The sequence below is a fragment of the Natrinema zhouii genome, assembly GCF_013456555.2.
In the GTDB taxonomy this organism is placed as follows: Archaea; Halobacteriota; Halobacteria; order Halobacteriales; family Natrialbaceae; genus Natrinema; species Natrinema zhouii.
In genome coordinates, this window is the sequence record NZ_CP084883.1 from 69,367 (window position 1) to 93,906 (window position 24,540).

Here is a 24,540-nt window from a genome sequence, read left to right on the forward strand (position 1 = left end):
CCGTCGGTCGCGTCGTCTCAGCAAGTGTAACGGGCTCGAATCAATCGGCGAGTGAGGATCCGAGCCGAGTGATGAAAACCCAGAGAGAGAACATGACAATGACTGAAAATTCAACCACGCTCCCTGTCGACGACTCGAACCGCGATGCCACCCTTGTGGATCCGAACGATCCAGACGCCCCGCACCTGTTCCTCGTTGGCGATACGTATACTGTCCTCCTGTCGGGCGAAGACACCGCTGGGAAGATGTGTCTCATCTACATGCACGTTCCGCCGGGTGGCGGACCCGGTCCACATCGCCACGATTTCGAAGAAACGTTCGTGGTCCTCGAAGGCGAGATCGAAGTGACGTTCCGCAGTGAATCCATCACTGCGAAGGCGGGTCAGACGATTCACGTTCCAGCGAATGCACCGCACCAGTTCACGAATGCGACGGGCCAACCGTCACAGATGCTGTGCACCTGTGAACCGGCCGGTCAGGACAAGTTCTTCCGCGCCGTCGGCGTCCCAGTTGACGGGCCAACGACGGTCGCCAATCAAAGTGAGGAGGATGAGCGAGCACAGCTAGAGAAAATCAAAGCACTCGCGCCGCAGTACGACACGGAGCTGCTGGCGGACACGGAGTGACGGAGCGCTGTTTTCCCCCGTTGGTCGTGAACGGGACGAACGAACGCGGGTGTCGAGACGAGGTCATCACCTCACCACCGATTGACCGTGTCGACCAGTCCTTTGACGGGTTACACTACCCTGAACATGTTTACGATAACCCCCATCGGTTGGTCGCTCGTATCTATGAATGCAATGGAACGAGATCAGCGAGAGCAGCACGACCAATGGGCGGACGGGCCGAAAAGACCGACAACCGGCGGGTGGGGTAGCCGATGAGCTCGCGTAGCGTACTCGTCGTCGGCGCGACGGGTAAGCAGGGCGGCGCAGTGGTCGATCACCTGCTGTCCGGCGAACACGGCGAGTTCGACGTCCACGCACTGACACGTAGCCCTGACGGAGAGGCCGCACAATCGCTTGCGAACCGCGGTGCGACGATCGTCGCCGGCGACTCGAAGAATGGGGACAGCTATCGGGACGCCATGGACGCGGTCGACGCGGTGTACAGCATGACGCACTTCGCCGAGGGGTACAACAGTGAAGTCGAACAGGGAACGACCGTCGCCGAAGTCGCTGCTGATGTCGGCGTCGAACACTTCGTGTTCAGTTCTGTCGGTGGGGCCGAACGAGAGACGGGTGTGCCTCATTTCGAATCGAAGTGGGCGGTCGAGCAGCGCATCCGCGAACTCGACCTCCCGGCGACGGTTGTTCGACCGGTGTTCTTCATGCAGAACTTCGAGATGCAGCGCGAGATGATTCACGATGGCACCGTCGCGTTCCCGCTTGCGGAAGGGAATCCAGTCCAGATGGTCGACGTCGACGATATCGGGGCGTTTGCGGCCATTACGCTCGCGAACCCGGATCGGTATATCGGCGAGGCGATCGAGCTAGCCGGCGACAAGCGAACGCTCGCAGCAGTGGCCGAGGCTTTCTCCGTCGCTCTCGGTCGTCGGGTTGAGGCACGACACGTCCCGATCGAGCAGGCACGGGAACGGATGGGCGAGGATCAGGCGCTGATGTTCGAGTGGATCAACGAACACGGCTACGAGGCCGACATCGCGGGGCTTCGGCGCGACGCTGGTCTCGATCTCACTGACTTCGAGACGTATCTCGCCGAGAACGGGTGGACGAGCGAGACTGCCCGGTAGAACGGCGATACTCTGCTAGGAGGTCTCATCGTATCCTCCTATAGAGCGCGTCGGTTTCGTCCGCTACTGTATCCCTGACAACATTGTAAGTAAGCCACGCATCAAACTCATCCTCCGAGGTTGTGAAGCACTTGCCCCATCTCTGTAATGTCGGTCTCGTCGACTATGAGGCGGAAACGGAACTCATAGAACTAGCAGTCGACCGCGATATAGTTTCGCCATACCTGGAACTTACTGAACACGCCGGATAAGCGCCAGATCACCGTCTCTGCCCTTTTAGGACAGAAGAAGGCAAGGACAGTAAGTTGAAACAGGTGATGCCGGCCGTTACCGCACGTTGGCCAGATCCACGAATGATCCGTCTTCAGCGACCATCCACCGTTTGAACGATCCGTTTTCGACCTTGCGCGGGTAGACGCCGAGTTCATCCGGGCGATCGTCGTGCTCGACGACCGTGTGCTCGAGCGTATCCGGCGTGGGGTTGATGACTCGAGGCCGCTCTGTGGTGATTGCCGAGGACTGCTCGAGAGAGGATGCCCACGGCTCTCGAGGATTGCGACTTGCTGTGTGCCTCGCCTCACTACGTTCGGCTTTGTGCTTGTGTTGTCTCGCACCTCGAGAACCGTCGCCCCCTTTCAGTCACACCCACAGTGGACTAAGCAGGCTGCTCTCGAGAGAGATCGGGCCTAATTAGGAGAACTAGCGCAGCAGTTGGCAGTTACTATAATGAAGTGGATCACCCTCGAGACCGCTGTTCCAAGAGCAAGATAGCCACGCCAGACTCGGAATGAACTATACGATGGAGTGGGCGAGGACCACACTACCGCTTTCGAAAAGGCCTCTCCCTGTCAATCTAACCGTTTTATCATCTCTATATTTATTCAGTGATAGCCTCATTGTCTATCTGACGGGGAGGGGGGATTTCCGTTCCCATCCCAGTTCCGTGACACTGCAGCCACCCCGTCACCAACAGGGGTCGTTCCACTGTCATATCGTTCCGACAATCGATCTCTGTTTCACCCCTACCCATTGACACACCACCTTTCGAGTAGGGGTCCGACGCTAGCCTCAAGCTGGCGGCTTTGATTTAGTACGGTTTCTTTATTCAGAGTTTGATGTGAAACTCACGGTCAGTATAGGCGGAGGCGTTACCGCTGCGGTCGGGCTGCGAGCGATGCACCCGCGAGCGACCGACGGGAGCGAGCGGCCTTTTTAGCGTAGATTTTTGGAGGAGCGGTGAGCGAGCGACGCGAGCAAACCCGACGAGAAAAAGGTACGTCTGCATCTGTAGTGGCCGCTCGGTACAGTTGAACGATGTAGCACTATGGGTTGCAATCTACCACGCAGTCATAATGTGGAGATACAGTGGCCGAGTTCACACGGACAGACGCTGAGCAGCAGCCTTATCGAGTAGTCGGGCGGTAGCTCTTTTCAGGAACACGAAAATCAGGACGAAGTGCGCTCCCGCAGGCTGCCTACCAAGTCCCGTATCGCTTCGCGTTTGTAGTAACCGACAGCCGAGGCGACGATCACGGTCCCGATAATTACCGCCCCTTCGGTGAACTCACCGCTTGCCAGTTCGCCGCCGGCGTAGACGGTGAGAACGTACGCCGGGAGGCGTCCGACGGTGATGGCGACCATGAACGTTCGGAGCTTCCACTTAGTGAGTCCGGCGAGAAAGCAAATAGCGTCGTCCGGAAGCCCAGGGATGAGGACGAACGCGACGAGGCCCGGAAATCCGACCCGATCAACGAACTCGTCAAAGCGAGCTACGACGTCCTCGTGGAGTATGTCTTCGACGAATGTACGACCGTATCGGTCTGCGAGCAAGAACGCGATTACACTCCCGATGAGAACGCCGGTGATGCTGTAGACCGTGCCGGCCACCGAACCGAAGAGGTAGCCGGCGACGAGCGCAACAACCTGCCCCGGGACTGGCGCGACAACCACCTGACTGATCTGGACGAACATGAAGGCGGCCGGTGCGAGAACGCCGAATTGGTCTATCCACGTTTGGAGTTCGTCAGGATGGAAAATGAACGGTGCGTATCGTCGAAGTGATAGGTAGAGGAGAACAAACACAGCCAACAAGAGAACGGTAACGAGGATCCCACGCTTCCGAGCATCAGCCGACGAGAATACCTGCATCTCAAGTCGGACCGTATGGGCTTGAGTATTATTCCTTCAACCCCGGAGCACCAATGCTTTGACTCGTTTGACTGACCTGCTTCATACGCGTTCTCTGTTCGGCACTGTTCTACCAGTATAACCGATAGCTGGCAGAAAGGGCCACGCTAAGTCCGCATCTGTAGTTGCCGGTCAGTACAGGTGAAGGAGTTACCGTAGGACTGGTACTCGTCAATCCTCTTGTATAATTGCTAATCGGAACTGTTCGAACGACCGAATTACCTCAACAAACTCGCCGGGGTCAACCGGTTTTTCGAGGACCGCGTCTTCATCTGCGTCATCATCAAGGTCACGGGATTCAATCAGGTCATCATCCAGTCCGGTCAGGACAATCACCAGAGTATCATCCAGTTCAGGGTGTTGTTTAATTTCGTGTAGAACGTCTTCACCGTCCACTTTCGGAAGATTCAGGTCAAGCAGTACAATGTCCGGTCGACGAGCATTCTCGTACTCTCCGCGTTGATAGATGAAGCAAGTGCGGCTTGGCCATCGTTGACGATGTTGAGTGTATTTCCGATGTTGCCGTCCGAGAAGGCTTCTTCAATAAGACGAATATCACCGGGGTTGTCTTCTACTAGTAGTATTACCGCCTCCGATGACTCGACACTCATAGTGTGACAATGTGTGTGACTATGTATAAGACTTCGTGGGCTGTCTTGTAAACAGACTTTCAAGCCTTCAGCATCGGCTATTGCTGCAATCAGTACTCAGTGAGCACACGTAGTCACTGTTCAGTACAGATGATACGGCTGCTATAGCTACCATGGTTCGTTTAGTTCAAAATTCCCGGGTCTCCCGTTTGGTACTATATTCGACGAAACGGACTGTGATTCTGGCACACTATGGATTGGTTTGTCACCCATTTCCTCACAGATTTCTTTTACAGCGTGAGAATCTTTAATAGTGAAGATGGAGAAATAATGTGTGGAGAGTGCCAAGTGCCCAAGCTGCGGGAAGGACAACTTCAGCACCTTACTTGAACCAGGAGGTGAAGTTGAACTCGAATGTACCGACTGTAACCAGAGGTGGGTTACTGAATATTAGTCACTATCGCCTTTACCGGAATACTATATTTCTCTGGCCGTTGGTGAAGTGCTGTTCGCAGCTGTAGTTACCGAAAACGCTGCGTCCGAGATCACAAACAGAACCGGACAGTCAATTGTGCTTAGCGGTCAGTACAGGAGATATAGTTACTAATGCACTCGTCTACTTTTGGGTCTACATATTTACATCTTCAAGAACAGACCCATCGTTGCTGAGGATGCGGAGATCGCCATCGCCACATGTGCAAGTATCAGCCTGTCCACCCCCAATTGGCCGTATTTCACTGTCAGGCCCGAGACGCACTGCATGAGCAGTCCCACAGTTTTCACACACTGCTGCTGCCCGCTGTTTCTCATCTTCCGTAGCCATCTCTACAGTGCTTTTTGTGATTATCCGGGTTAACTGTTTCTTGTCAATGGAAATAAGGTATAGTGATGGAACGTTCGCAGCTGTAGTTACCGAATCACCCGATTCAGTTTTAGTGATAGTTCTGAATAAAGAAACTGCGCTACTATCTACTATTAGAGCTCTTTTATGTGAACAGGGCGGAGAACATCTGTCTCGGCCTGAACGCAAGTAACTACGACTTTGGAAGAGTCTGTATTCGGTTGACCTACTAGTCAAAATTATGATTTCTCAAGGATCTCAACAGAGCCACTCTCGGAAAGCACTACGCTAGTAACGCGATCTCTGCTACATGCTCGGAGTCCACGGTTGCTACAACACCTGTTGTAACTATATCAAAGAACTGTTATATGCGAGCAGATTGTTCCGTTCTTGCTGTGAACAACCGACTGTCGAATATTTTCCACTCCTCTGAAAGCATCCCACGTGAAGTCCGGACAGCACGCGTCGCGAACAGTATTGCGTTCGTCATCCTCGGTGCTATCTTCGCGACGTGGGCGGTCCGCATCCCAGCCATCGAGACACTCTTCCACCTCACGAAGACGGACATCAGTATCGCGCTGCTTGGACTCGCTGTTGGAAGCATTCTCGGCCTTATCGCCAGCAGTGCCCTCGTCGCCCGCTACAGTGCCAAGGCGGTTGTCCGCCTCGCGATCATCACCTACTGTCTTCTCCTCCCAGTCATCTCCTTCTCGGGAGGCCTGTCTACCCTCCTCATCACTCTGGTCGGATTCGGATTCGGAAAGGGTCTCCTCGACGTCGCTGCAAACACGCAAGCGCTTCACATCGAACAGGCCTATCCCCGACAGATTATGGGTGGCTTCCATGCGCTCTACAGCGCCGGTGCACTACTCGGTTCGCTCATCGGTGCTCTCTTCACTAGCCTCGGACTATCACCACAGGTTCACTTTCTTATCCTCGCTGCCACGTTCCTCAGTATCGGTCTCACGGCAAGCGTATGGCTCCTCCCCCCAGAAGAAGATGAGATCGAGGACACGAATACCGAACTCGCACTTCCTTCCAGAGAGATACTCGGGTTCTGCCTCATCGGGTTCTGCGCGCTGCTTATCGAAGGGATCGCAAACGACTGGAGTGCCGTCTTCTTGAAGGGGGCAGCCGGTGCACGCCCAGCGGTCGCAGCACTCGGATTCGCCGCGTTCGCGCTGGCGATGACGCTCGGTCGGTTCGCCGCCGACCGTGCCGTCGATATGGTCGGTCCTCGGCGATTCATTCAGCTGACGGCAGCTATCGCCGCCCTTGGAGTCATCGTTACGCTCGTCCCGATCCCACCCGTCACGCTTTTCGGCTTCGGGATCCTCGGCTTTGGGATCGGTGGCGTTGCCCCAGTCAATATCAGTCTCGTCGGCCAGGCCGACCTCAACCGGTCACCGGAATCAGCCGTCGCTGCCGTCTCGACCTCGAGCTACGCTGGCTTCGCGGCCGGCCCAGTCGCAATCGGACTACTAGCGGATGCCACCTCACTCCGAGTCGCCTTCCTCCCGGCAATCGGCGTCGCCGCCGTCATCGCGACACTGACGTTCACACTCCCCACGAGAGGCAACACAGCCTCAGCAGTCAGCTCGGACTAGGAGGGACGGATATCCATCGGCTCGGAGAGCGCTTCGATGTTGATGCGGTCGGCCGCGATATCCTCGATTGCCGCACCAGGCCCCCCGACGGTGTATTGGGTACCGTTGGCTTCGAAGACGACGGTGGCCTTCGCTGCGAGTTCGAGCAGCGTCGCCGGTGTCTCGTCGCGTGCACCCGTGTACTCGACGGCGACGAACTCACCGGAAAGTGAGACTCGCTGTCCGTCCGCTCTCGACGTCCCGATTACGTGGCCCCGGATCGTCGCGCCGGCATCGAGCGCGGGTTCGATGCCACGTACGCAGTCGGTTATTTCGACGAACGTGAACGGGGCGTCAGAACTGCGAGCATCGTATATAATGTCGTAGACCTCACGGAGCCGAGTGAGGAAGTACCAGTGGAAAACGTAGGCTGTCGCGTAGTCGTCGACGAGGACACCGTATTCGTTCGTTTGACGGCCGCGAGTCGAGTAACACGCTTGCTGACGGTCCGCCAATAGGAGAAACGGACCAGGGAGTGTCCGTCGCCGAACCTCGTGACAGAGCCCCTGAAGCTCCGCGGGAGCCGGCGGTGTCTCATCGGGCGGAACGAACAGGGATAGATGGATTCGGACGTCGCGCTCGTAGGCCGCTCGAAGCATGGAGCGGAGACGCTCGACCTGTGTGTACGTCGCAGCGAGCTGCAGGTGGTTCTCGGCGTCCGAGATGACCGTTCGGGCGTGATCGAAGACGGTGCGAAATCGTCGAACGACACTTACCTCGCCCTCTATTTCGTCGGGGGCTTCATAGCGATCCTCGATGGCGGTAATCGCGTTCTCGAACCGACTGACGGTCGACCGAAGTGAGGAGAGCGCGTCGCTTGGATCGACGGGATGAGCGGTGAGGGTATCCTGATCGTAGAGCGTCACGTAGCCCTCGTCCTCGAGGGATCGCAGAACGTCGTAAATACGCGCCCGTGGCACAGTGCTGGCCGTCGCGAGTTCACTCGCTGACGACGGTCCCATCTCCAATAGCATGACGTACGCGTCAGCCTCGTATGGCGAAAACTCAGCTTTTTGCAATATTGTGCGAAGCTCATCTGACTCCATTCACGCTGCATTCCGTTGTCCAGTCGCCTAACTCTTGGTGACATCCTCCCCGGCCTACACGCGGGGCTTCCCACGCCCATCAATGGGCGATTCGTCGAATAAGAAGCATCTCGCGAAACCCAGTCCAATCGAATCGGAGGTATGTGATCGTCTCACTCATCCCCGTTTCGCGTATCGAGAACACGGTATTGACGCGGTTGTTCGCCTTCCGGATAGATCTGAACGTATCCGGTTGGACAATACGGCCGCGTCACGAAATCGGGAACATTCGGAAAGGTATTCGCGAGTCTTGTGTTTTCATCGATTCCTCCAATATCAGTCACCAGTTTGAGATGTGACGGCAGTTTCACAACGAGACTTCCTTCGTATCCGATGAACTCCGCTGGTGTCTCGAGTCCATCTTCATCGAACGTAAGCTCACCAGCATCGATGACTTCGGTTGTTTCGTTTTCACTGGTCGCCCCCCTATTGAATAATCCCCTCATTGTAGTGTGCCTATGGTATCAACCTCACAATGTGTTGAATATCTTGTGGTCTTAGTACATTGTCGTATTGTGGTCGTAATCGGCAGTCTCCGTCGAGAGACCTATGCCTGACCAACCCCACAGACGGTGGCACTTGCACTTCCAGACGACGTCCTCCGGACACTCCACCGCGTGTTACTCGAGCGGCTCGAGGCGGAACGGAAAAAGTACGTCGACGAGCTGGCCGAGAGTCTGATTTGAGCTACAGGCTCACCTCTCGAATGGGAGGCCACAACCGCTCGAGGCTGGCAGAGACAGGTCCCGGGACTATTGTGATTCACAGCGTCAAAGTTGGCCTGCGGGGGGAGACACTGCATCGCGTCTCAAACATCCCTCCCCCTGCTCCGTGACACGCCACCGCGAAAGCTACCTCGGATTCCCTAACTCGACGTAGCTTTCAGTGCTATCGACCACTCGAGGAACACCGTTCTGCCCACACCTGACTTGTTAGGGGCATAGCTTTATCACCACTGGTGATAATGAATGGTAATGCGGCAGGGACCCATCAGACGGAAAGCCCCCACGCATTGTCCTGCCACCCCTGCCGTCACCCCACCCCTTCGATACGATGGATTCCGCTCGAGAAACCAGGTTCTCCTATTTCTGGAACTCTGTTGCCGGTTGACCAGTGTTTATTGATAGCGGGACTCACTGTATGAGTGCAGGGGCTTGTTAGACAAACACATCCGTGACTCCCTGCTAGTGACAAGAGGCTGCGGCCGTCCCCCTTCGGCCGTTTACGTTGAAACAGGCGCAAAGCTTCGCCCTTTAGGGCGGGGATACGCGCCGTGATTCTCGTTAATTTTCCGCCGTCGAAAGCACGACCGACAATCGCGACGACGATCAAGACGAGACCGAATTCGGAGTTCGTGAAATTGTTCTATCCTCCTCGTACAGGTCTGGGAAACTTTTCGACGATATTACGTTCGGAGTAGTCAAGGTGGCCATTAAGCTGAGTTCGAACAAGAGCAGTGAGATAACCCATCCCATCGACGGGAAACATGTGGTTGAAATACATATAAAGAAAACAAATAGATTTAACTATAAGATGATTGGTTAACACATTGTTGTATGAAACGACGTAACACACTCAAATTGATCAGTGGAATGGCAGGTATAGGTACCTTTGGAACGAGTATAGTAAGTGCAGACGAAACGTGGCCGCGAGAAGAGAAACGATCACAACGGTGGTTTTCACACCCTGAGCTCATGGACCAGTTGGATAACATCCAACAGCGAGCTAGAGCGAACGTTACACTTGAAGAAATTGGCGAGAGCATCGAAGGTCGCGAACTCGTGGTTACAACAGTCGGGAGCGGTGATACCGATATCTTCATCGTGACCGAGCAGCACGGTGGCGAGCCACATGGAACGAACGCAATGGTCGAGGAACTGCAGCATCTAGCGACGAGTGGTAAAGAGTACGCCGAAAAGGTGCGCAATGAACTGACTGTCCATATTCTGCCCCAGGCTAACCCTGATGGCGCAATGCGGAATCAACGTGGAAACGCCGAGGGGATCGACATGAATCGCCAGCATCACTACCCAGTAGGGGCCACCAACAATCCCTCGCCAGAGGCCCAAGCGATGATCGACTATGTTACGGATTTGAACCCTTTATGGGTCACAGATATTCATTGTCAAGGCGGGGCTTTCTCCGGTGAAAAGGACAATCCCGGACATTATTACACATCGTCTATCTACTGGCCAACCAACCCAGAGGCGGATCCGGAGGCTGTTGAACTCTCACGGCAACTGAATGTAGCAATGTGGGACCAAGTAGATGGCTACGCAAACGCACAACTTTCAAGATATCCTGGCGGAACAGGTGCAGAAATTGCTCGAAACGCGTACGGAATCCGAGGTTATGGTAGCGTCCTAATGGAGATGACTGCAACCCACGAACACCCGGCACTGTCCGGGCAAATGATCAATCAATGCCGAAAGCAAATAGAAGTCATGCTTGAGGACACCGTTGACGACGTCCTCTTCGATCGAGACCCGGACAGAGCCGACAATATTCCGGACCGTCCGGCAAGAACAGCATGGAAATTCGCGTGGGATCAACCGCCCCACGAGTGACTTCCTCCCCGTGCTAAAGGACGGGCTTCCCGAGGTTCTGATGTTACTCCCGTCGATTCGGATGGTCTTGTTCGCGATCACCGACTCGGTCACTGCTTTCTTCGAAAGGTCATTGAACTGCTCGGCGACAGTCACGATCCACTCCTTGCAACCGTCGGCCGACTTGCCAGAGAGAGGTGAAATTTCTGCTGGGGATTTTTACCTCTGCCGTCTTGCGATTCTCGATCATCGGTCGACTCGGCCGCGTCGTCTTCGCTTGGGGAAACGTCTCCTGCGACGACCTCGAGGACGTCGATAGCACTGAAAGAGCGTGACTCCATGAGAATCTCGCTGAAATACCTGGAGCGTAAAGTATGCCATGGAGCCCCGACGGTCGATTCAGAATTTCCTGAGAAGCGGGTCTGTCTCTAACCGGTCTTACGTGAGTGCAGAAATAACGGTATGCATGGAGACCATCAGCCGCGATCCTGGCATAAACCGACTCACGTAGGAACACTTTTGGTACTCACGTGCGTACGGTCCTGTATGAGCAAACCAGGTCCAGCCCCAGAGGTCACCACCGACGACGTACTCAATGTATTTGCCGAGCGCGATGACACCGCCGAGCCGCTTACCGCACCAGAGATTGCCGAGCATCTCGGCTGCACTCGCCGGACAGTCCAGAAGCGCCTCAATGAGCTCGAGGAGCAGGGGGCTATCACGCGCAAGAAAGTCGGCGGACGTGCCGTTGTGTGGTGGCCCTCAAGCGACAAGGACGCTGAGGACACCCCGGACTTCGAGGCAGGATATGGTGCCCTCGCCGGCAGCAACTTCGCCGATGAGGTCGAAGCGGTCGGCGACGAACTCGACCGTGACTTTCGTGAGAGTGAGCGCGAACTGTTCGCTGACGACGACGCATGAAGGTTCTCGAGACGAGCTTTCTCGTCGATTATCTCAACGAGCAGCCATACACAATCGAGTATCTCGAGGCGAATCCGCAGTCCCAGTACGTCGTCTCGACGATCACACTGTACGAGTTGTACGCTGGGGCGCTCCGATCAAACGACGTCGAAACGATTAGCACAGTCACCGACGCCCTCGAGTGGGCCGACCCTATTGCGTTCGATGACGACGCGGCTCGCGAAGCGGCCGAGGTCCGATCAGGGTTGCTCGACCAGGGCGAGCCTATCCCGGCACCAGACACACTGATTGTCGGTGTGGCTCGCGCCCTCGAGTCCGAACTCATCGCCACCGATAAGCACTTTTCTCGGGTCTCTGGCATCGACGTCTATAACCCTCGGTGATCATCAGGGCGAAATGAACCAGTGGGTGAACGAACTTGAGGAGAACGGCGTTACAACGAAATTCCGGTGTGGTCGATGTGACGATCCCACCGAAGCTATGGCACTACCTGAGGAAGACTTCAGAATTCATTGCAACCTCCTGCTTCACAGAGACGGTCGGGTTCTCAGAAACGGTGAGAGATATGCCAACTGCTATAATTTATTTGACTTGTATTACTCTGCGTATGCCTCATGTTCCGGGTTCCACTCCTCTCGCGGGAGTTCCTTCCAGAAGTAATCCCCACGAGGTGGAATATCGTCAGCGGCGGCGGGATCGACCTCATACAGGTCACCAGACGCGATTCCATCAAGGACTTCGTTCATAATCGTGTTGATGACAGTCACGAGCCTCCCATTTGCCGCGTTCCCAAGATCGCTCGCCTGTCCACGGAACTCGAAGAGAACACTCCCGCGACCCAGAACGCCGTGGGCGTTTCGAGCGATATTGGCGGTGGTCCCGCCAGGGTAGGTGTCCCAAGTTGTGTGTCCGAGATCCTTCGTCTCTTGGTAAGCATGCGCAGCGATCTGCCGAGAGAGGTTTACTGCCGCTTCGGGTGCTGCCTCATTAAGTGGCCATCTGGTCGATGCATTGATCAGTTCGCAATCATCATTCCGAAGGGTGAACTGATGATGCCAGTCACAAACGATGTCAGCGTCAACCTCATCAGCCTTGTCGAGCATCGCCTGGGTTTCGGGCGAGGGGTTCTCGTCTGGGATCTGGTCGGGATCGATGCCATCAGCCTCGGCAAGGATATCCGGATCAATGCCGAAATAGTGTTGCCGGTTTGGATCGACTGAGCCACACTGATTTTGTCCGAAGTATGGACCGTCGTGACACACGTCCTCTGGCCGCCTGTTTTCCCGCTGCGGTGTCTCGTTGTCGTCCGCCGGCGCCCAGCCATCGGGGTTGTGGCGTGGAATGACGTGGAGCGTTACCTCATCTAGGATTTCGTCGACTTGACGCCCTCCAGCAGCGAACTTCTGAAGGAGTTGTAGGGCGGCCTCCGTCGTGTGTTGCTCATCGCCATGCTGCTGGGTCACGTAGAAGACATCGGTCTCACCACCGTCGATACGCACGTAGGGGATAGGGCGTCCCTCCCACGTCTCGCCGATGGATTCATACTCGAGGTTACTCTGGGTGTCGAGTTTTTCGAGTGTCTGATAGAGTTTCTCATTGGTCGTGAATGAATTGTAATTGATATTTGCTGTTTCTGGGGGGAACGGCCCACCCGGTTTTATAAAACCCCCCTGACAATTGTCAGCACTGACGATACCCGTTCCGAGAGTTCCTACTCCTGCGATACCACCGAGAGTTTTGAGCATGTTACGCCGTCTCATTATCCGATTAACTTCTATAACACCATTACTAATAAGTATTTCTTACAGGTATGGATTGCAGGAGTTTCGCCGACCCTTCACTCTTGTATGGGCGCGTATCGTTGCATCGCCAGAATCTCAACAGGAGGAGGAGCGCCCGCGTCATCGTCAGCGTCAACCTGGCCACCCTTGAGATCGCCAGCTGCGATAACGTCATCGATGCGCAGGAGCATGACGGCTGCCTCGGTTGCAGACTCAACACCTCACGATTCGTAGCAGGCGCTTCCGGGCGTATCGTAGCCCGATTTTTTTGCCGTCGCAAAGTCACGTAGCGACTTTGCTGCCTGTCGGATGTAATCCGACGACCGCGTTGTAGTCCGCGTTCACCTCGTACCCGCACTTTTCGCAGTTCTCGAGCGAGTTCGTCACTGTTGGCCGGGACCGCTACGGTGAGTTTTCTGTCCAACCCACTGTTGGCTTCTCTCTTCGAAACTAGAGAGGAGTTGCGCTACGAACCACCGATCTCTTCGACGTCTTCTGCATGAATCTCGAAACCATACGTGAGGTCACCAACAGAAACCGAGCGCTTCCATCCTGTAAGTGCAAAGTCAGCTGTGTCGCCCGGTTCGAGGTCGACAGTCTTCATCCGATGCTCACCGTCCGGTCCTCTCACAGTGAGCCGATAGTCCGCAGTAACGTTCTTCACTGTCGCGGACCTGCTACTGTATTCGTTGTCATAGACTGGCGCATACTCAGTACCACCGAGCTCGAAGGAGATCGAGGAATCTATCACTTCAAGTTTCCCTTCGAGCTCAGGGTCCAGATCAAAGTCAGGCTCAAGTTCATCGATCGGGACGGAAACGCTAACACGCCGAACATCAATTTCATACTCGGCTGCCCCCTCACAGTTTTCTAAGCTCATACTCGAGTAGATTCGGCTCTCCCCTTTTTCAATACGCTCTCTGCCTGTACCCGGTCCGCCAGGGGTACCTATCCCCGTAATTTCTTCCCCATCATCCGAATAGACACTCACCTCAGCTCCGAAGGAGAGGAGGTACGTTTCGGCAGTGGTTTTCTCGACCTCTATGCGGGCCTCACACTCGTCCGACCCATTCCGTATGAGTGCGTGATCCTGAACCTCCAGATGCTCTGCAGCTTTCTCGGAGAGTGTTACTTCCCCCTCTGCATCGATCTCCTCGTTGTGGTCGTTGACCAGTTCAGCTTCTTCGATCTCATAGTCCGACGTCCCAATCTGAACGAGATAACTCTCGACGTCCTCGGTACAGGATCCCTCAATTTCCTTTTCATCTGATTCGCCTGGCTCAAGGTTAGTGAACCCACGGTCGAGATCATCGCTATTCACGGTCGCACTGACGACGTAATCGTGAGTGACGTTTGTGACACCGATAGTGACCCGACACTGGCCGCTTCCAGGTTCGTCCACCCAGTTGAACCCGTGGTCGACTTCGATCTTGTCCTCGAGTTCGGGATGGATGTCGACGTCAGCCTCTATCGCGTCGGCAGAGATGATAGCACTAAAATTCACGACCTCGAGCGTATATTGGTCAGTCCCTTCGCAGTCATTGAAACTGACCGTGTAGAATCGATTCTCGTCCTCACCGAGCTCGCCCCTCTCAACACTTGGTCCAGATTTTTCTGCGATCGTCTCACCGCCGTCAGAATAGAGCGTTACCTTCGTCTCAAAGGAGACGTGGTACTCGTCGTCGCTGCTGATTCGTTCGAGTTCCGCGGCAAACTCACACCCGGCCCCGTCCGAGTCGAGTGCGTGATTGAGAACGTCCAGATGCTCTTCTGCTTTATCAGGAAGGATTACATCTGGTTGCTCTTCTGGTTCGGCGTCCTCATCGTCTTCAGTGTCGTCCTGATCTTGATCCTGCTTTTCCTGCTCCTCTTCGCCCTGGATTTCGTATTCCTCTTGATCGGTATCGTTAGTATTGTTGTTCCCATTCAGGCCATCGTTTTCGTCTTGATCCTCATCTTCGATGTCACCACTAGTTCCCTCTTCAGGCTCGTCCTCAACCCCGGAACAGCCAGCGAGTGTAGTAGAGAATATGATTCCAGTACCCGCTAAGACCGATCGTCTATCCATACTGATATTTTTGAGAGCTTATTAATAATATTGGCGGAAATGTTGTGTGTATGTATTATTTTATAATCGTTCTGTGCATCCTCCCCGCTGTGAACAGCGGGGCTTCCCGTCCCGGGCAGTCGCGGTGGCGTCCGGGACGTGGGACCACCGCTCACCAAGACGGCCGCTGTGTCCGCGTGTGGGTTCCGCTGGACGGGTGCGACTGCAGCCCGAAGTACTATGTTCTTTGTTCACACATCCCCTCCCGGTAGTGGGCGATCGCACCCACGACAGCGAATACAGGTGAGTTTCATGACAGTGATTGCCAGATTCGAGGTGATTCCGATCCATGACGGGAGCCTCTCCGACGATATTGCCCAGGCGGTCGACGCGCTCGACGAGTTCGATATCGCGTATGAACTGACCGCGACGGATACCATCATCGAAGCCGACGATGTCGACGAAGTGTTTGAGGCCGTCCAGGCGGCCCATACCGCGGTCGAAAGCGATCGGATCATCACATCGCTCGAGATTGACGATTACACCAATCGTGACCAAGACGCCACCGATCGTATCGAATCGGTCGCCAGTACCCTCGGTCGCGAGCCGAAACGCGAGCGGTGAGTGGTGCCACCGAGACAGCGGATCGCGGCACCATAGTAGAGCCACAGACACGGTCGCTCCCGTGCGTCTCTGCCTCGAGCAGTCGATAGCTCCCCGCGTGAGTCACTCTCTACGGGAGCAGCAGAAGCGATCCTGAGACGGCCCGTCGTCCAGTGGGCGTCGTCGATATGAGTCCATTGCTCCTATAACTCAAGGGCGACCTGACTGAATTCTCTGTCAATCTCCGCGATTGCTGCCCGAGCGCCATCGCAGGCGCACCTCATGGGTCACCCCGTCCTCATCCTCTCGAGTCCCCTCGGTTACGGAGATGGGCTCCTGTGGCGAGTTGCGCTCGGCGACGGTGTTCTCGTTCATCGGATCCATTCCCTCGGCGTTCGTTAGAGACGTCCCCTCGGAGTGGTCGGTAAGATCCTTGCGGAGCTGAGAGAGGTACGCCGCCACCTCGTCGCGGCTCATGTCTTTATCCAGCACCGAGGGCTCGATCCGCGTCTCGACAACCTCGCTGGCACGACCGATGACGACCGCGTTGACCACCGCGCCCAGCAGCAGGATGACGCCGCTGAAATACAGCCAGGTGACTAATAGGATGATGCTCGCGATAAGATTTCCCCCACCTCCACTCAGGGATGCATACACCTGGAACAACACCTGCAGGACCGCCCAGCCGACGGCCCCGACAATCGTCCCTGGGAGCACGTCCCGTGGCTTGACGTCGATCTCTGGGAACAGGTAGTACATCGGGAAGAACGCGATAACGAGCCCGGCAACGAGCAGCAGGGGGACCGCAAACTCGATGAACGGGACAAACGAGAAGAACGCGACCACGCTGGTGGCGACGACCATCGCGACGATCCCCAGCGTGAGTGTGATAAGCATCAGCAGACCGTTTTTGATCTGGCCGACGAACGACTCCTGCGTGGTCGTCTCGTAGATCTCCGAGAAGGCGGTGTCGATCCCGCGGAACACCTTGAGCGCCCCCCAGACGAGCGTGAGAATCCCGATGATGGACGCGCCGACGGTCGATCCGGCGCCGGCGCCCGACTGTTGTTCGATCATCACCTCGATAACCCCGCCGACCGACTGAGAGACGTTGCTGGTAGCGAGCTCGATGACCCGCTGCTGCAGTCCGGGATCGACGAACGATACCGCGAGGAGGAAGAACAAGACCAGCGGAACGAGCGAGATGAACGCGCTGTAGGCGATACTCCCGGCAAGGAAGGTGATGTTCTTCTCGCTGAAAACGGTCTTGACTGCCTTCGCCTGCGACACAGCCGACTCGGTATTCATGGTTTCCGTATTTCGTCCGGACAATTAGTCGATGGGCCTGACACAGTCTACGAGCGAACAGCGTCAGCCGTGAGCGAGTAGGATAGGGTAATTCACGTAGTGAACAGTATTATCAGAGAGGACACGTTCACACAGTATATGAATCGAAGAGAGCTACTGCTTGGTTCAGGGGTTACAGTGGCGACCGCTCTTGCTGGCTGTTCCGGCAGTAATACCAGCAGTGGCGATACTGAGCCACAATATCACGAAGACGACCACGAAGCGATGCTCCTCTCGATCGATGACTTCCCCGACGGTTGGACACGTGATGACGAAGTCAGCGACGATTTTGATGCTGCGTTCCTGAACGAGGATGAAACAATCACCGTGCTCCCACTCGTCGAGATCGAAGCAGACGAAACTGCAGCTCAGGACACTTTCGAGGACTCGAAGTCGAGTACTCGAGATTACAGCATTGAGGATGAAGCGGTCTGTCCGGTTGATTACAACATTGGTGATGAAGCGAGCTGGGATACACGCAACGACGAAATGGCAATAACGCTGTTCAGGCACTCAAACGCCGTCGGACAAGTAGCGGCAACGCGACAATATAGGACAGAGGTTCAGCCGGATCAAGCCCACTCACAAACGTATACGACGACCATGTTCGAAGGGTGGAAAAACGTCTAGACACTGCCCTGTCTGACGGTTCGGTATTCTGAACTCGCTCGGAATCAGTTCTCTCCAGTCAGCTCCCCACATTTGGACGCTACTCAGTGAGGATCATTCGGCTTCTCGAGAGTTCTGTGAAATTATCTGCTGTGTGGCGTCTCCAACAGCAAGCGTGTCGTGGACGAGGCAAGTCAACGCCGCATGACGATTCACTACGGCCGTGGTTACGAAGGCCTTGCCCGATCGAGTCGCCCGGTCTGGGGCGGTCACTGCTGTTCGAACGGAGTGTGGACTCAAGCGGTGGGCGGTCGATGCTCGACTACGAGTGTGCTGTCTCCTCGGCCGGCGGTCAGGTGGGCCAGCCGACTGGCGCAGCCTCACTCCATTGTCAGTCAAGACCACCGCTGGCCGGCGAGCACCGCCGTCTGGACTAGCCTGTTGCAGGTCATGTGGGTTACTATCAATACGTATCACCGTGACAATGGATAATCTCCGTCGAGAGACCTATTCTGGATTTAGGGCTCTGTTAAAGTCTCCTTCTTCAGACATCAGATCACGTGAAACTACTGGACACTATACGTGCAAACGTACCTTTTTGCTGCGGGTTGCTGAGAAATCGGAGATTTCTCGCATCACAAAACGGCAGAGCCGTTTTGACCGACCTCGCTCCCTTCGGTCGCTCGAACCGCTTGCAAAAATCTACGCTAAAAAGGCCGCCTCTGGGGACTTCGCCCGCTTCGGCGGTGAACTGCTCACTTCGTTCGCAGATGCTCATCCAGTAACGTCTTCACCTATACTGATCGTTAGATAGCTCGGTGGAGATCGAGGCGATGGGGCTCCACTAACACTCTCAGAAGATACGCGGTCTGCAGGAATGGGGCGTCTATCAAATGTGGAACCTATCTGGCGAACGTGATACGATATGACTGTTCGAATGGGATCATAGTACGACATAACCTGAGTCCTACTTTGCTGAAAGGATAGAGTGGTAGCTGGACGAGATCCCTATCGAAAGAGAGGACGAGAGCGATCTATAGGCAGTCTGGTTCAGTCCTCCCTTCTACGGTTCGGCTGGTCCGCTGGCTGTCCGCCATCACTGGCTGTGGGCGTGGTCGATCTGCTATCCGGAGCGTCGAAGGACGCGTCCGGTCCGAGATACTTCGTCCAGACCACGAGTAGACTCGGAAGGACGAACACGCTCGCGAGGAACGCGTAGATGATCGTCATCCCGGTAATGATCCCGAACTGCTGTAGCGGTGGAAGGATGGCAAACGCGAGGACACCGAAGCCGCCGACGGTCGTTGCAGCACTGCCCAGCAACGCGCCGCCAGTGCCGGTGACCGTCCGAGACATCGCTTCCCAGACCGAACCGGTTCGTTCCAGTTCCAGACTGTAGCGCTCGCTCATGTGGATGCTGTAGGCGACGCCCAGTCCGACAGTGAGGCTCGTGATCATCCCCGTCATGACGTTGAACGGAATCTCGAGCAGGTACATCGTCCCGAGGATCCACGAGACGCTGAACACGACCGGAAGCAGCGTCACCGCGCCGAGCGTCGCGCTGCCCTTCGTGAGCCGATACGCGACCATCAGGAAGGCGAACACGGCTACGAGTGTGATCAACAGGCTCTCGATGACCGTGTCCATCAGCTGCTCCTGAATGATGTCGAACAGGATCATCTGGCCGGTCGCGGTGGCCTCGAGCCCGTTCCCGTCAATCCCGGCCGCGATGGATCGCATCTCAGTCGTGACGTCGCTCATGGCGGCCGTCCCGCTGGTCGAGATGACCATCCGAACGGCCTCGTAGTCACCGTCATCAGTCTGATGAATGACGGCGGCCGCTTCGTCGGGGGCCACCTCGAACAGTTCGTCGTACACCTGTTCGAGGTTCCGATTGGGCACTCCGTCGCCGTCCGTATCGGCCGCGGTGAACGTCGCGTTGAACGACTCGTTCTCGGCGGCGACCTGTCGCATCGTCCGAAGGGGACTCTGGACGTCGGCCTCGCCGCTCGAGAGGGTGACTGCGACATCGCTGTTAGCGGTCTCGTTCTCGGCGTCCGAGACCCGCTGTAACGTCTCAGTATCGGGATCAGTCACGTTGCCCTCGACGAGGATTTGCGCTTGGGAATCCTCCCGGACGAAGTTTTTATTGACGAACTCGAGGTTCTCCTTCATCGAGTAGTCGCCCGGCTCCATCGGTCCGGGGAGGTTGCTCGTCCACGCCGGCGGGTCCTCTGCGATGAAGTCCTCCTGGCTGAAGCTGGTGTCGACCTGCGTCGCGCCGTACGCACCGCCCGCACTCACGAGGAGCGCGACGAGGATGATGATGAACGGCATCCGTCGTGCCGCCGTCGAGCCGATCGAGAGCACCTGGCTGAATCGGCCACCGCCCGTCCCGAACGCGCGCTTTTTCCGATCGAACCCGCGGTTCTCGAGGAACTCGTCGAGTTCGGCCTTGAGCGCTGGAACCAAGGTGCCGAACACGAGCAGGGCGACCGTAATGCCGACCGCGCTCACGACGCCGAAGTCCTGAATCGGCGGGACCGGGCTCGTGAGGTTCGAGAGGAATCCAATGGCCGTCGTCGCAGTCACCAGCACGAGCGCGATGCCGACGCCGGCCAGCGCCACTCGCATCGATCCTTGAGCGTCATCGTCGCCGTATGCACCACCGCTCTGGCGCTGCTCGCGGTGGCGCATGAATATGTGTATCGCGTAGTCGATAGAGAGCCCGATTAGCAGAACCGGGACCGCGATGAACATCTGGTTGAAGTCGATACCGGCCCACCCCATGAAGCCGAACGTCCAGACGAGGACGGCGGCGATTCCGAACAGGCCGAGCAGGATATCCAACACGTCGCGGTACGCGACGATCAGGGCGATGACGACGAACAACAGCGCGAGCGGACCGACGATCGCGAGGCTATCGCCCATCGAGTTGTTGATCTCTTCGCCCATGATCCCGCCGCCGAAGACGATGACCTCCGATCCGCTCGCTTCGACGTTGTCGTTCGCGATGGACTGCATCGCCAGCTGTGCGTCGACGATCGCGTCGGATACCATTCCGCCTTGGCCGCCGCCGCCCTCAGTCTGGTGCGTGACCAGCAGCATCGTCGCGTTCGCGCTCGTCGATCCGGCCTCGTAGTTCGTCGGCATGAACGCCAGTCCGTTCATCTGGCCGGACGAATCCTCGCTCAACACGGCACCGAGTGCGCGTTCGTACTCCGTGGCGTTCATCGACTCGAGCGCGTCGATCTGGTCCTGCAGCGTGGGCGACGCGGGGGCCTCCTGGGTCGCTTGCTGTTGGCTGGTGCCGTTCTCCTGGGCCGCTTGCTGCTGACTCGAGCCGTTCTCTTGGGCCGCCTGTTGCCCCCCGGAGAGCGACGCAAGCGCGACGAGGTTCGCCGTGCCGACCGTCGGCTGTTCGTCGACGAGCGTTCGGTTGATCGTCTCGTTCTCTCGGAACGACTGTTGCAATCGGAGTTGTTCGACCATCGACTCCTGTGAGAGGACGTTTTCACCCCTGACAATCACTTGCGCCGACGTCGTGTTTTCCTGTCCGGTCGTGAAGTTCTCCTCGACGTAGCTCAGTTTCTGCGCTTCCGTCGAATCGCTCTGGAACTGGTCGAGTGACGAGGACTGCTCGATCATACCGGCACCGGCGCCCACGACGACCGTGAGAACGAGCATGACGGCGATCACGGCCCGACTGTGAGCCATGATCGCCTCGGAGAAGCGGTCGATCCAGCTCATGCGTCGAACCAGCCCCCGTGAGCCGCGTCTCCGACCGTGTTATTCGAACTGAATGCGAGTCGTTCGCGGAGTCGATGGGGCGGTACCACGACCGATAACCGTCGGGTCTGCACCGGGCTCATTGCCACCCACTCCGTCGAGAGTCGGATTCGAATCGACGGTACTGGGGAGCGATTCGCGCTCGTCCTGATACGACTCCCTGCAGTGGGCGCGAGGATCCCGCGGTGTTACACGCCGGGTACCTCGTTTCGGTCGCCCGTCTCAGTTCTTTGCTCATCTCATGACTGAATATTCAGTCAGTTCATATCAACCTTCTCACTGCAGGTCGCTGCACAACGGCTGACACGGGGGTGAGGATCACCCAAATACGGAACTGACCATTCAATCAATATTTATGGGTGGCGATAGTATACCGTCTTCAGAATGGGAACTGCTACAGAACTGAATCGGAGTCGATGTCGCTCCGAAATCGCCACGGACGGTGTGACCGTGGGCATCCCCGTCGCCTCTCTGAAACGAGTGGAGTGCATGCAACGCGGAGATATCGCACCCGCTCGGACAGACGACACGTCACGTCCCCCACGCAATCTACATGGCCCTACCCACGAATTCGGCACCGCGCCACGGGCCTCAATTCCGTCAGATTGGCGGGCCGTTGTCAGCGGGACCCCGGGATCCGTCCGGCGTCCCACGCTGGAAACCGCACGCCGCGGCGCGAGGAGGATGCCGATATGACGCAACCACCACCGTTCCTCGAGGAACCGGACGATACTCGGGACGCGATCATGAAAGCGACGTACGTCGCGCTCTGTAAACACGGGTACAGCGACCTCACGATCCAGCGGATCGGGGACGAGTTCTCGAAGAGCAAGTCGCTGTTGTACCACCACTACGACAGCAAGGACGACCTCCTCCTCGATTTCCTCGAGTTCATGCTGGACCAGCTCGAGGAACAGCTGCCAACATACCGAGAGGGGGGAGCCGGCGACTACATCGAAGAGATCGTCGATAGCACGTTCTCGTTCGGCGACGGCAGACCGGACACCGATTTCACGCAAGCGCTCGTCGAACTCCGAACACAGGCCGCACACGACGAGGACTACCGCGAGTATTTCACCCGGAGCGATCAGTTCGTCAGAAAACACATCGTCCACACGATCCGCTCGGGTATCGAACAGGGCGTCTTCCAAGAGGTGGATCCGCAGGAAACGGCAGCGCTCTTCCAGATCGTGTTCTCCGGAACGATGACCCAGCGCGTAACCAGTGACGACGACATCTTTGCCGACGCCCGCGCTGAGTTCGAGCGATACGTGCGAGACTGTCTCCTCGCTGCGGAGTGAGACGGCGAGCAAACGACCGGATTCGCCGCAGGCTCCCCGAGACGTTCACACGTGACGCGCCGACGGAATCGCTACCGACTCACCGCGTGATCAAAACCCACAGTGGTGGCCGTTCGCGTTGCCGACCGCCCTCGAGGAATTTGGTCTGTGTCATTTCCGACCTACAAGCCGAGATATTCCGGTCGCTCGTTACGTTCCCTTGAGGAGATGTGTCACACCGACGGTTTCGGCGACGACCCACGTTACGAACAGGCCGTAGGCCAGGAGTAGCACGACGGACTCCCGCTTCGTGACCGAGAGATCGGTCCGTAAAAACGTGAATAAGAGAACGGTGGCCAAGGTAAGGACTCCGAGCATCGGGACGGCCACCGCGAAATCGACGGATACGCTACCGACGATGAGAACGCCGATCGGAATCGCTACCAGGAGGTCGAACGTGTTCGATCCGAGCACGTTCCCGAGACTCGTGATCCCCTTGTCTGCCTTGGCAGACCGGACGCTCACGAGCGTGTCAGGAAGGCTCGTGGACGCCGCGATGATGGTGACACCGGCGAGAAACTCGGGGATACCGAACGTCTGGCTGAGCGACTCGACGCCACCGACCAGCTGTTCGACGGCCACGAGGATGACGAGTAAGCCGACAGCGAGTTTTCCCCACTCGCGGCCGACGGAAACTCCAGTCGGTGCGTCTTCGGCCTCGTAGTCGCTGACGTCTTGCCACTGGATGAAGAGATACAACCCATAGAGGAGGAGGGGGAGCAACGCCAACGGACGCGTGAGCCGTCCGGCAAGTTCGGGTCCGTCAGGGACGGGAACGTAAATCACGGCGAGTGCGAGGGTGATGATCAGTGCGGCAACGGCGATCATGTAGAACTGGGCTTCCTTGTACACGATGGTTCGGTTCGTTTCCAGGTCACCGTCCGTCGCGATCCCAGAGAGTGCGGGGATGACGAGAATGTTGAAGATAGCAGAACCGACGATTGCGCCGATGCCCATGTTGAACGTTCCGGCAAGCGCCGTGAAGACGACGCTCGACAACTCGGGAAAGCTCGAGCCGATAGCGACGACGATTGACCCCTGGACGACCGCCGGCAATCCGTAGTATGCCGAGAGGTGTTCCGCCGAGTCTTCGAGCCAGCCACTGCCGAACCAGATGAGGCCAGTTGCAACGACGATGACAAGCCCGTTGACGACGGGCACGTCAGGGAGTATCCCACCGAGGACCATTGCCCGTCGATACCGACTCGAGTCCTTTTAATTATTCTATGGATCGATAGCCTGAATCCGGGATCTCTCGTGAACCGCCTCGGGGGGCGTTTCTCGCTGCAGGTGGACTCGAGATCGTGATCGCCATCCACGCGTCTCGAGCGGTCCGGCGAATCGTATCCGAGGGGGACGACGCTTCGCTGGGAGTCGTCAACGATTGAGCGTAGCCGTCCGATGGAGGGCATCGAGGGGGAGAAGGCTTTTTGCTGACTAACCGGTTAGTGAACA

Annotated in this window: 18 protein-coding genes and 1 pseudogene; 9 read left to right on the forward strand and 10 right to left on the reverse strand. The window is 56.8% G+C overall.

Features of this window, described 5'->3' with window-relative positions; all coding sequences use genetic code 11:
- Positions 1–98 precede the first annotated feature (98 nt).
- Both HYG81_RS40580 and HYG81_RS40585 read left to right on the forward strand, forming a co-directional pair.
- The gene (locus HYG81_RS40580) at positions 99–626 is read left to right on the forward strand and encodes a cupin domain-containing protein (protein WP_226778240.1); all 528 of its coding nucleotides are present in this window, start codon (positions 99–101) and stop codon (positions 624–626) included.
- Between the two features lie 254 nt (positions 627–880).
- A complete protein-coding gene (locus HYG81_RS40585; protein WP_226778241.1) occupies positions 881–1,753 on the forward strand; it encodes an NmrA/HSCARG family protein in 873 nt (290 codons plus the stop codon).
- 327 nt (positions 1,754–2,080) lie between these two features.
- On the opposite strand, the gene HYG81_RS45895 is transcribed toward HYG81_RS40585, so the two are convergent.
- The 3 genes and pseudogenes from HYG81_RS45895 to HYG81_RS40595 form a co-directional block, all read right to left on the reverse strand.
- A complete protein-coding gene (locus HYG81_RS45895) occupies positions 2,081–2,392 on the reverse strand; it encodes a DUF7511 domain-containing protein (protein ID WP_425607571.1) in 312 nt (103 codons plus the stop codon).
- A gap of 807 nt (positions 2,393–3,199) precedes the next feature.
- Positions 3,200–3,901, reverse strand: coding sequence for a TVP38/TMEM64 family protein (locus HYG81_RS40590; protein WP_226778242.1), 702 nt, complete (start codon positions 3,899–3,901; stop codon positions 3,200–3,202).
- A 210-nt stretch (positions 3,902–4,111) separates the two neighbouring features.
- Positions 4,112–4,551: pseudogene (locus tag HYG81_RS40595) on the reverse strand (response regulator).
- A 1,215-nt stretch (positions 4,552–5,766) separates the two neighbouring features.
- Between HYG81_RS40595 and HYG81_RS40600 the strand changes: the two are divergent.
- Positions 5,767–6,978, forward strand: coding sequence for an MFS transporter (locus tag HYG81_RS40600; RefSeq protein ID WP_226778243.1), 1,212 nt, complete (start codon positions 5,767–5,769; stop codon positions 6,976–6,978).
- Here the strand turns inward: HYG81_RS40600 and HYG81_RS40605 are convergent.
- On the reverse strand, positions 6,975–8,063 hold the full coding sequence (locus HYG81_RS40605; RefSeq protein ID WP_226778244.1) for a TrmB family transcriptional regulator: 1,089 nt from the start codon (positions 8,061–8,063) through the stop codon (positions 6,975–6,977). The two genes, HYG81_RS40600 and HYG81_RS40605, sit on opposite strands and share 4 nt — an antisense overlap.
- Before the next feature lie 152 nt (positions 8,064–8,215).
- A complete protein-coding gene (locus tag HYG81_RS40610; protein WP_226778245.1) occupies positions 8,216–8,548 on the reverse strand; it encodes a hypothetical protein in 333 nt (110 codons plus the stop codon).
- Between the two features lie 1,248 nt (positions 8,549–9,796).
- Here HYG81_RS40610 and HYG81_RS40615 point away from each other — a divergent pair.
- From HYG81_RS40615 to HYG81_RS40625, 3 genes are all read left to right on the forward strand, one after another.
- Entirely contained in the window at positions 9,797–10,669 is an 873-nt protein-coding gene (locus tag HYG81_RS40615; RefSeq protein ID WP_226778246.1) for a M14 family zinc carboxypeptidase, read from the forward strand.
- A gap of 525 nt (positions 10,670–11,194) precedes the next feature.
- Entirely contained in the window at positions 11,195–11,569 is a 375-nt protein-coding gene (locus HYG81_RS40620) for an HTH domain-containing protein (RefSeq protein WP_226778247.1), read from the forward strand.
- Positions 11,566–11,952 carry a PIN domain-containing protein gene (locus HYG81_RS40625; RefSeq protein WP_226778248.1) on the forward strand — a complete coding sequence of 129 codons (387 nt, stop codon included), beginning with the start codon at positions 11,566–11,568 and terminating at the stop codon, positions 11,950–11,952. The genes HYG81_RS40620 and HYG81_RS40625 overlap by 4 nt, the downstream gene beginning before the upstream one ends.
- Before the next feature lie 213 nt (positions 11,953–12,165).
- On the opposite strand, the gene HYG81_RS40630 is transcribed toward HYG81_RS40625, so the two are convergent.
- Positions 12,166–13,329, reverse strand: coding sequence for a M14 family zinc carboxypeptidase (locus HYG81_RS40630; protein WP_226778249.1), 1,164 nt, complete (start codon positions 13,327–13,329; stop codon positions 12,166–12,168).
- A gap of 487 nt (positions 13,330–13,816) precedes the next feature.
- Positions 13,817–15,418 carry a hypothetical protein gene (locus HYG81_RS40635; protein WP_226778250.1) on the reverse strand — a complete coding sequence of 534 codons (1,602 nt, stop codon included), beginning with the start codon at positions 15,416–15,418 and terminating at the stop codon, positions 13,817–13,819.
- Positions 15,419–15,709: 291 nt separating this feature from the next.
- Between HYG81_RS40635 and HYG81_RS40640 the strand changes: the two genes are divergently transcribed.
- Positions 15,710–16,021, forward strand: a complete 312-nt coding sequence (locus tag HYG81_RS40640; RefSeq protein ID WP_226778251.1) for an MTH1187 family thiamine-binding protein — start codon at positions 15,710–15,712, stop codon at positions 16,019–16,021.
- A gap of 216 nt (positions 16,022–16,237) precedes the next feature.
- Here HYG81_RS40640 and HYG81_RS40645 read toward each other — a convergent pair whose 3' ends face one another.
- The gene (locus tag HYG81_RS40645) at positions 16,238–17,308 is read right to left on the reverse strand and encodes a YihY/virulence factor BrkB family protein (protein ID WP_226778252.1); all 1,071 of its coding nucleotides are present in this window, start codon (positions 17,306–17,308) and stop codon (positions 16,238–16,240) included.
- 138 nt (positions 17,309–17,446) lie between these two features.
- On the opposite strand from HYG81_RS40645, the gene HYG81_RS40650 reads away from it, so the two are divergent.
- Positions 17,447–17,977, forward strand: a complete 531-nt coding sequence (locus HYG81_RS40650; protein WP_226778253.1) for a hypothetical protein — start codon at positions 17,447–17,449, stop codon at positions 17,975–17,977.
- Positions 17,978–19,006: 1,029 nt separating this feature from the next.
- Here HYG81_RS40650 and HYG81_RS40655 read toward each other — a convergent pair.
- Positions 19,007–21,706, reverse strand: coding sequence for an efflux RND transporter permease subunit (locus HYG81_RS40655; protein WP_226778254.1), 2,700 nt, complete (start codon positions 21,704–21,706; stop codon positions 19,007–19,009).
- A 731-nt stretch (positions 21,707–22,437) separates the two neighbouring features.
- Between HYG81_RS40655 and HYG81_RS40660 the strand changes: the two genes are divergently transcribed.
- A complete protein-coding gene (locus tag HYG81_RS40660; protein ID WP_226778255.1) occupies positions 22,438–23,046 on the forward strand; it encodes a TetR/AcrR family transcriptional regulator in 609 nt (202 codons plus the stop codon).
- Between the two features lie 189 nt (positions 23,047–23,235).
- Here the strand turns inward: HYG81_RS40660 and HYG81_RS40665 are convergent, their stop codons facing one another.
- Positions 23,236–24,273 (reverse strand): sodium:calcium antiporter, encoded by a 1,038-nt coding sequence (locus HYG81_RS40665; protein ID WP_226778256.1) that lies wholly within the window; start codon positions 24,271–24,273, stop codon positions 23,236–23,238.
- Positions 24,274–24,540: the final 267 nt, after the last annotated feature.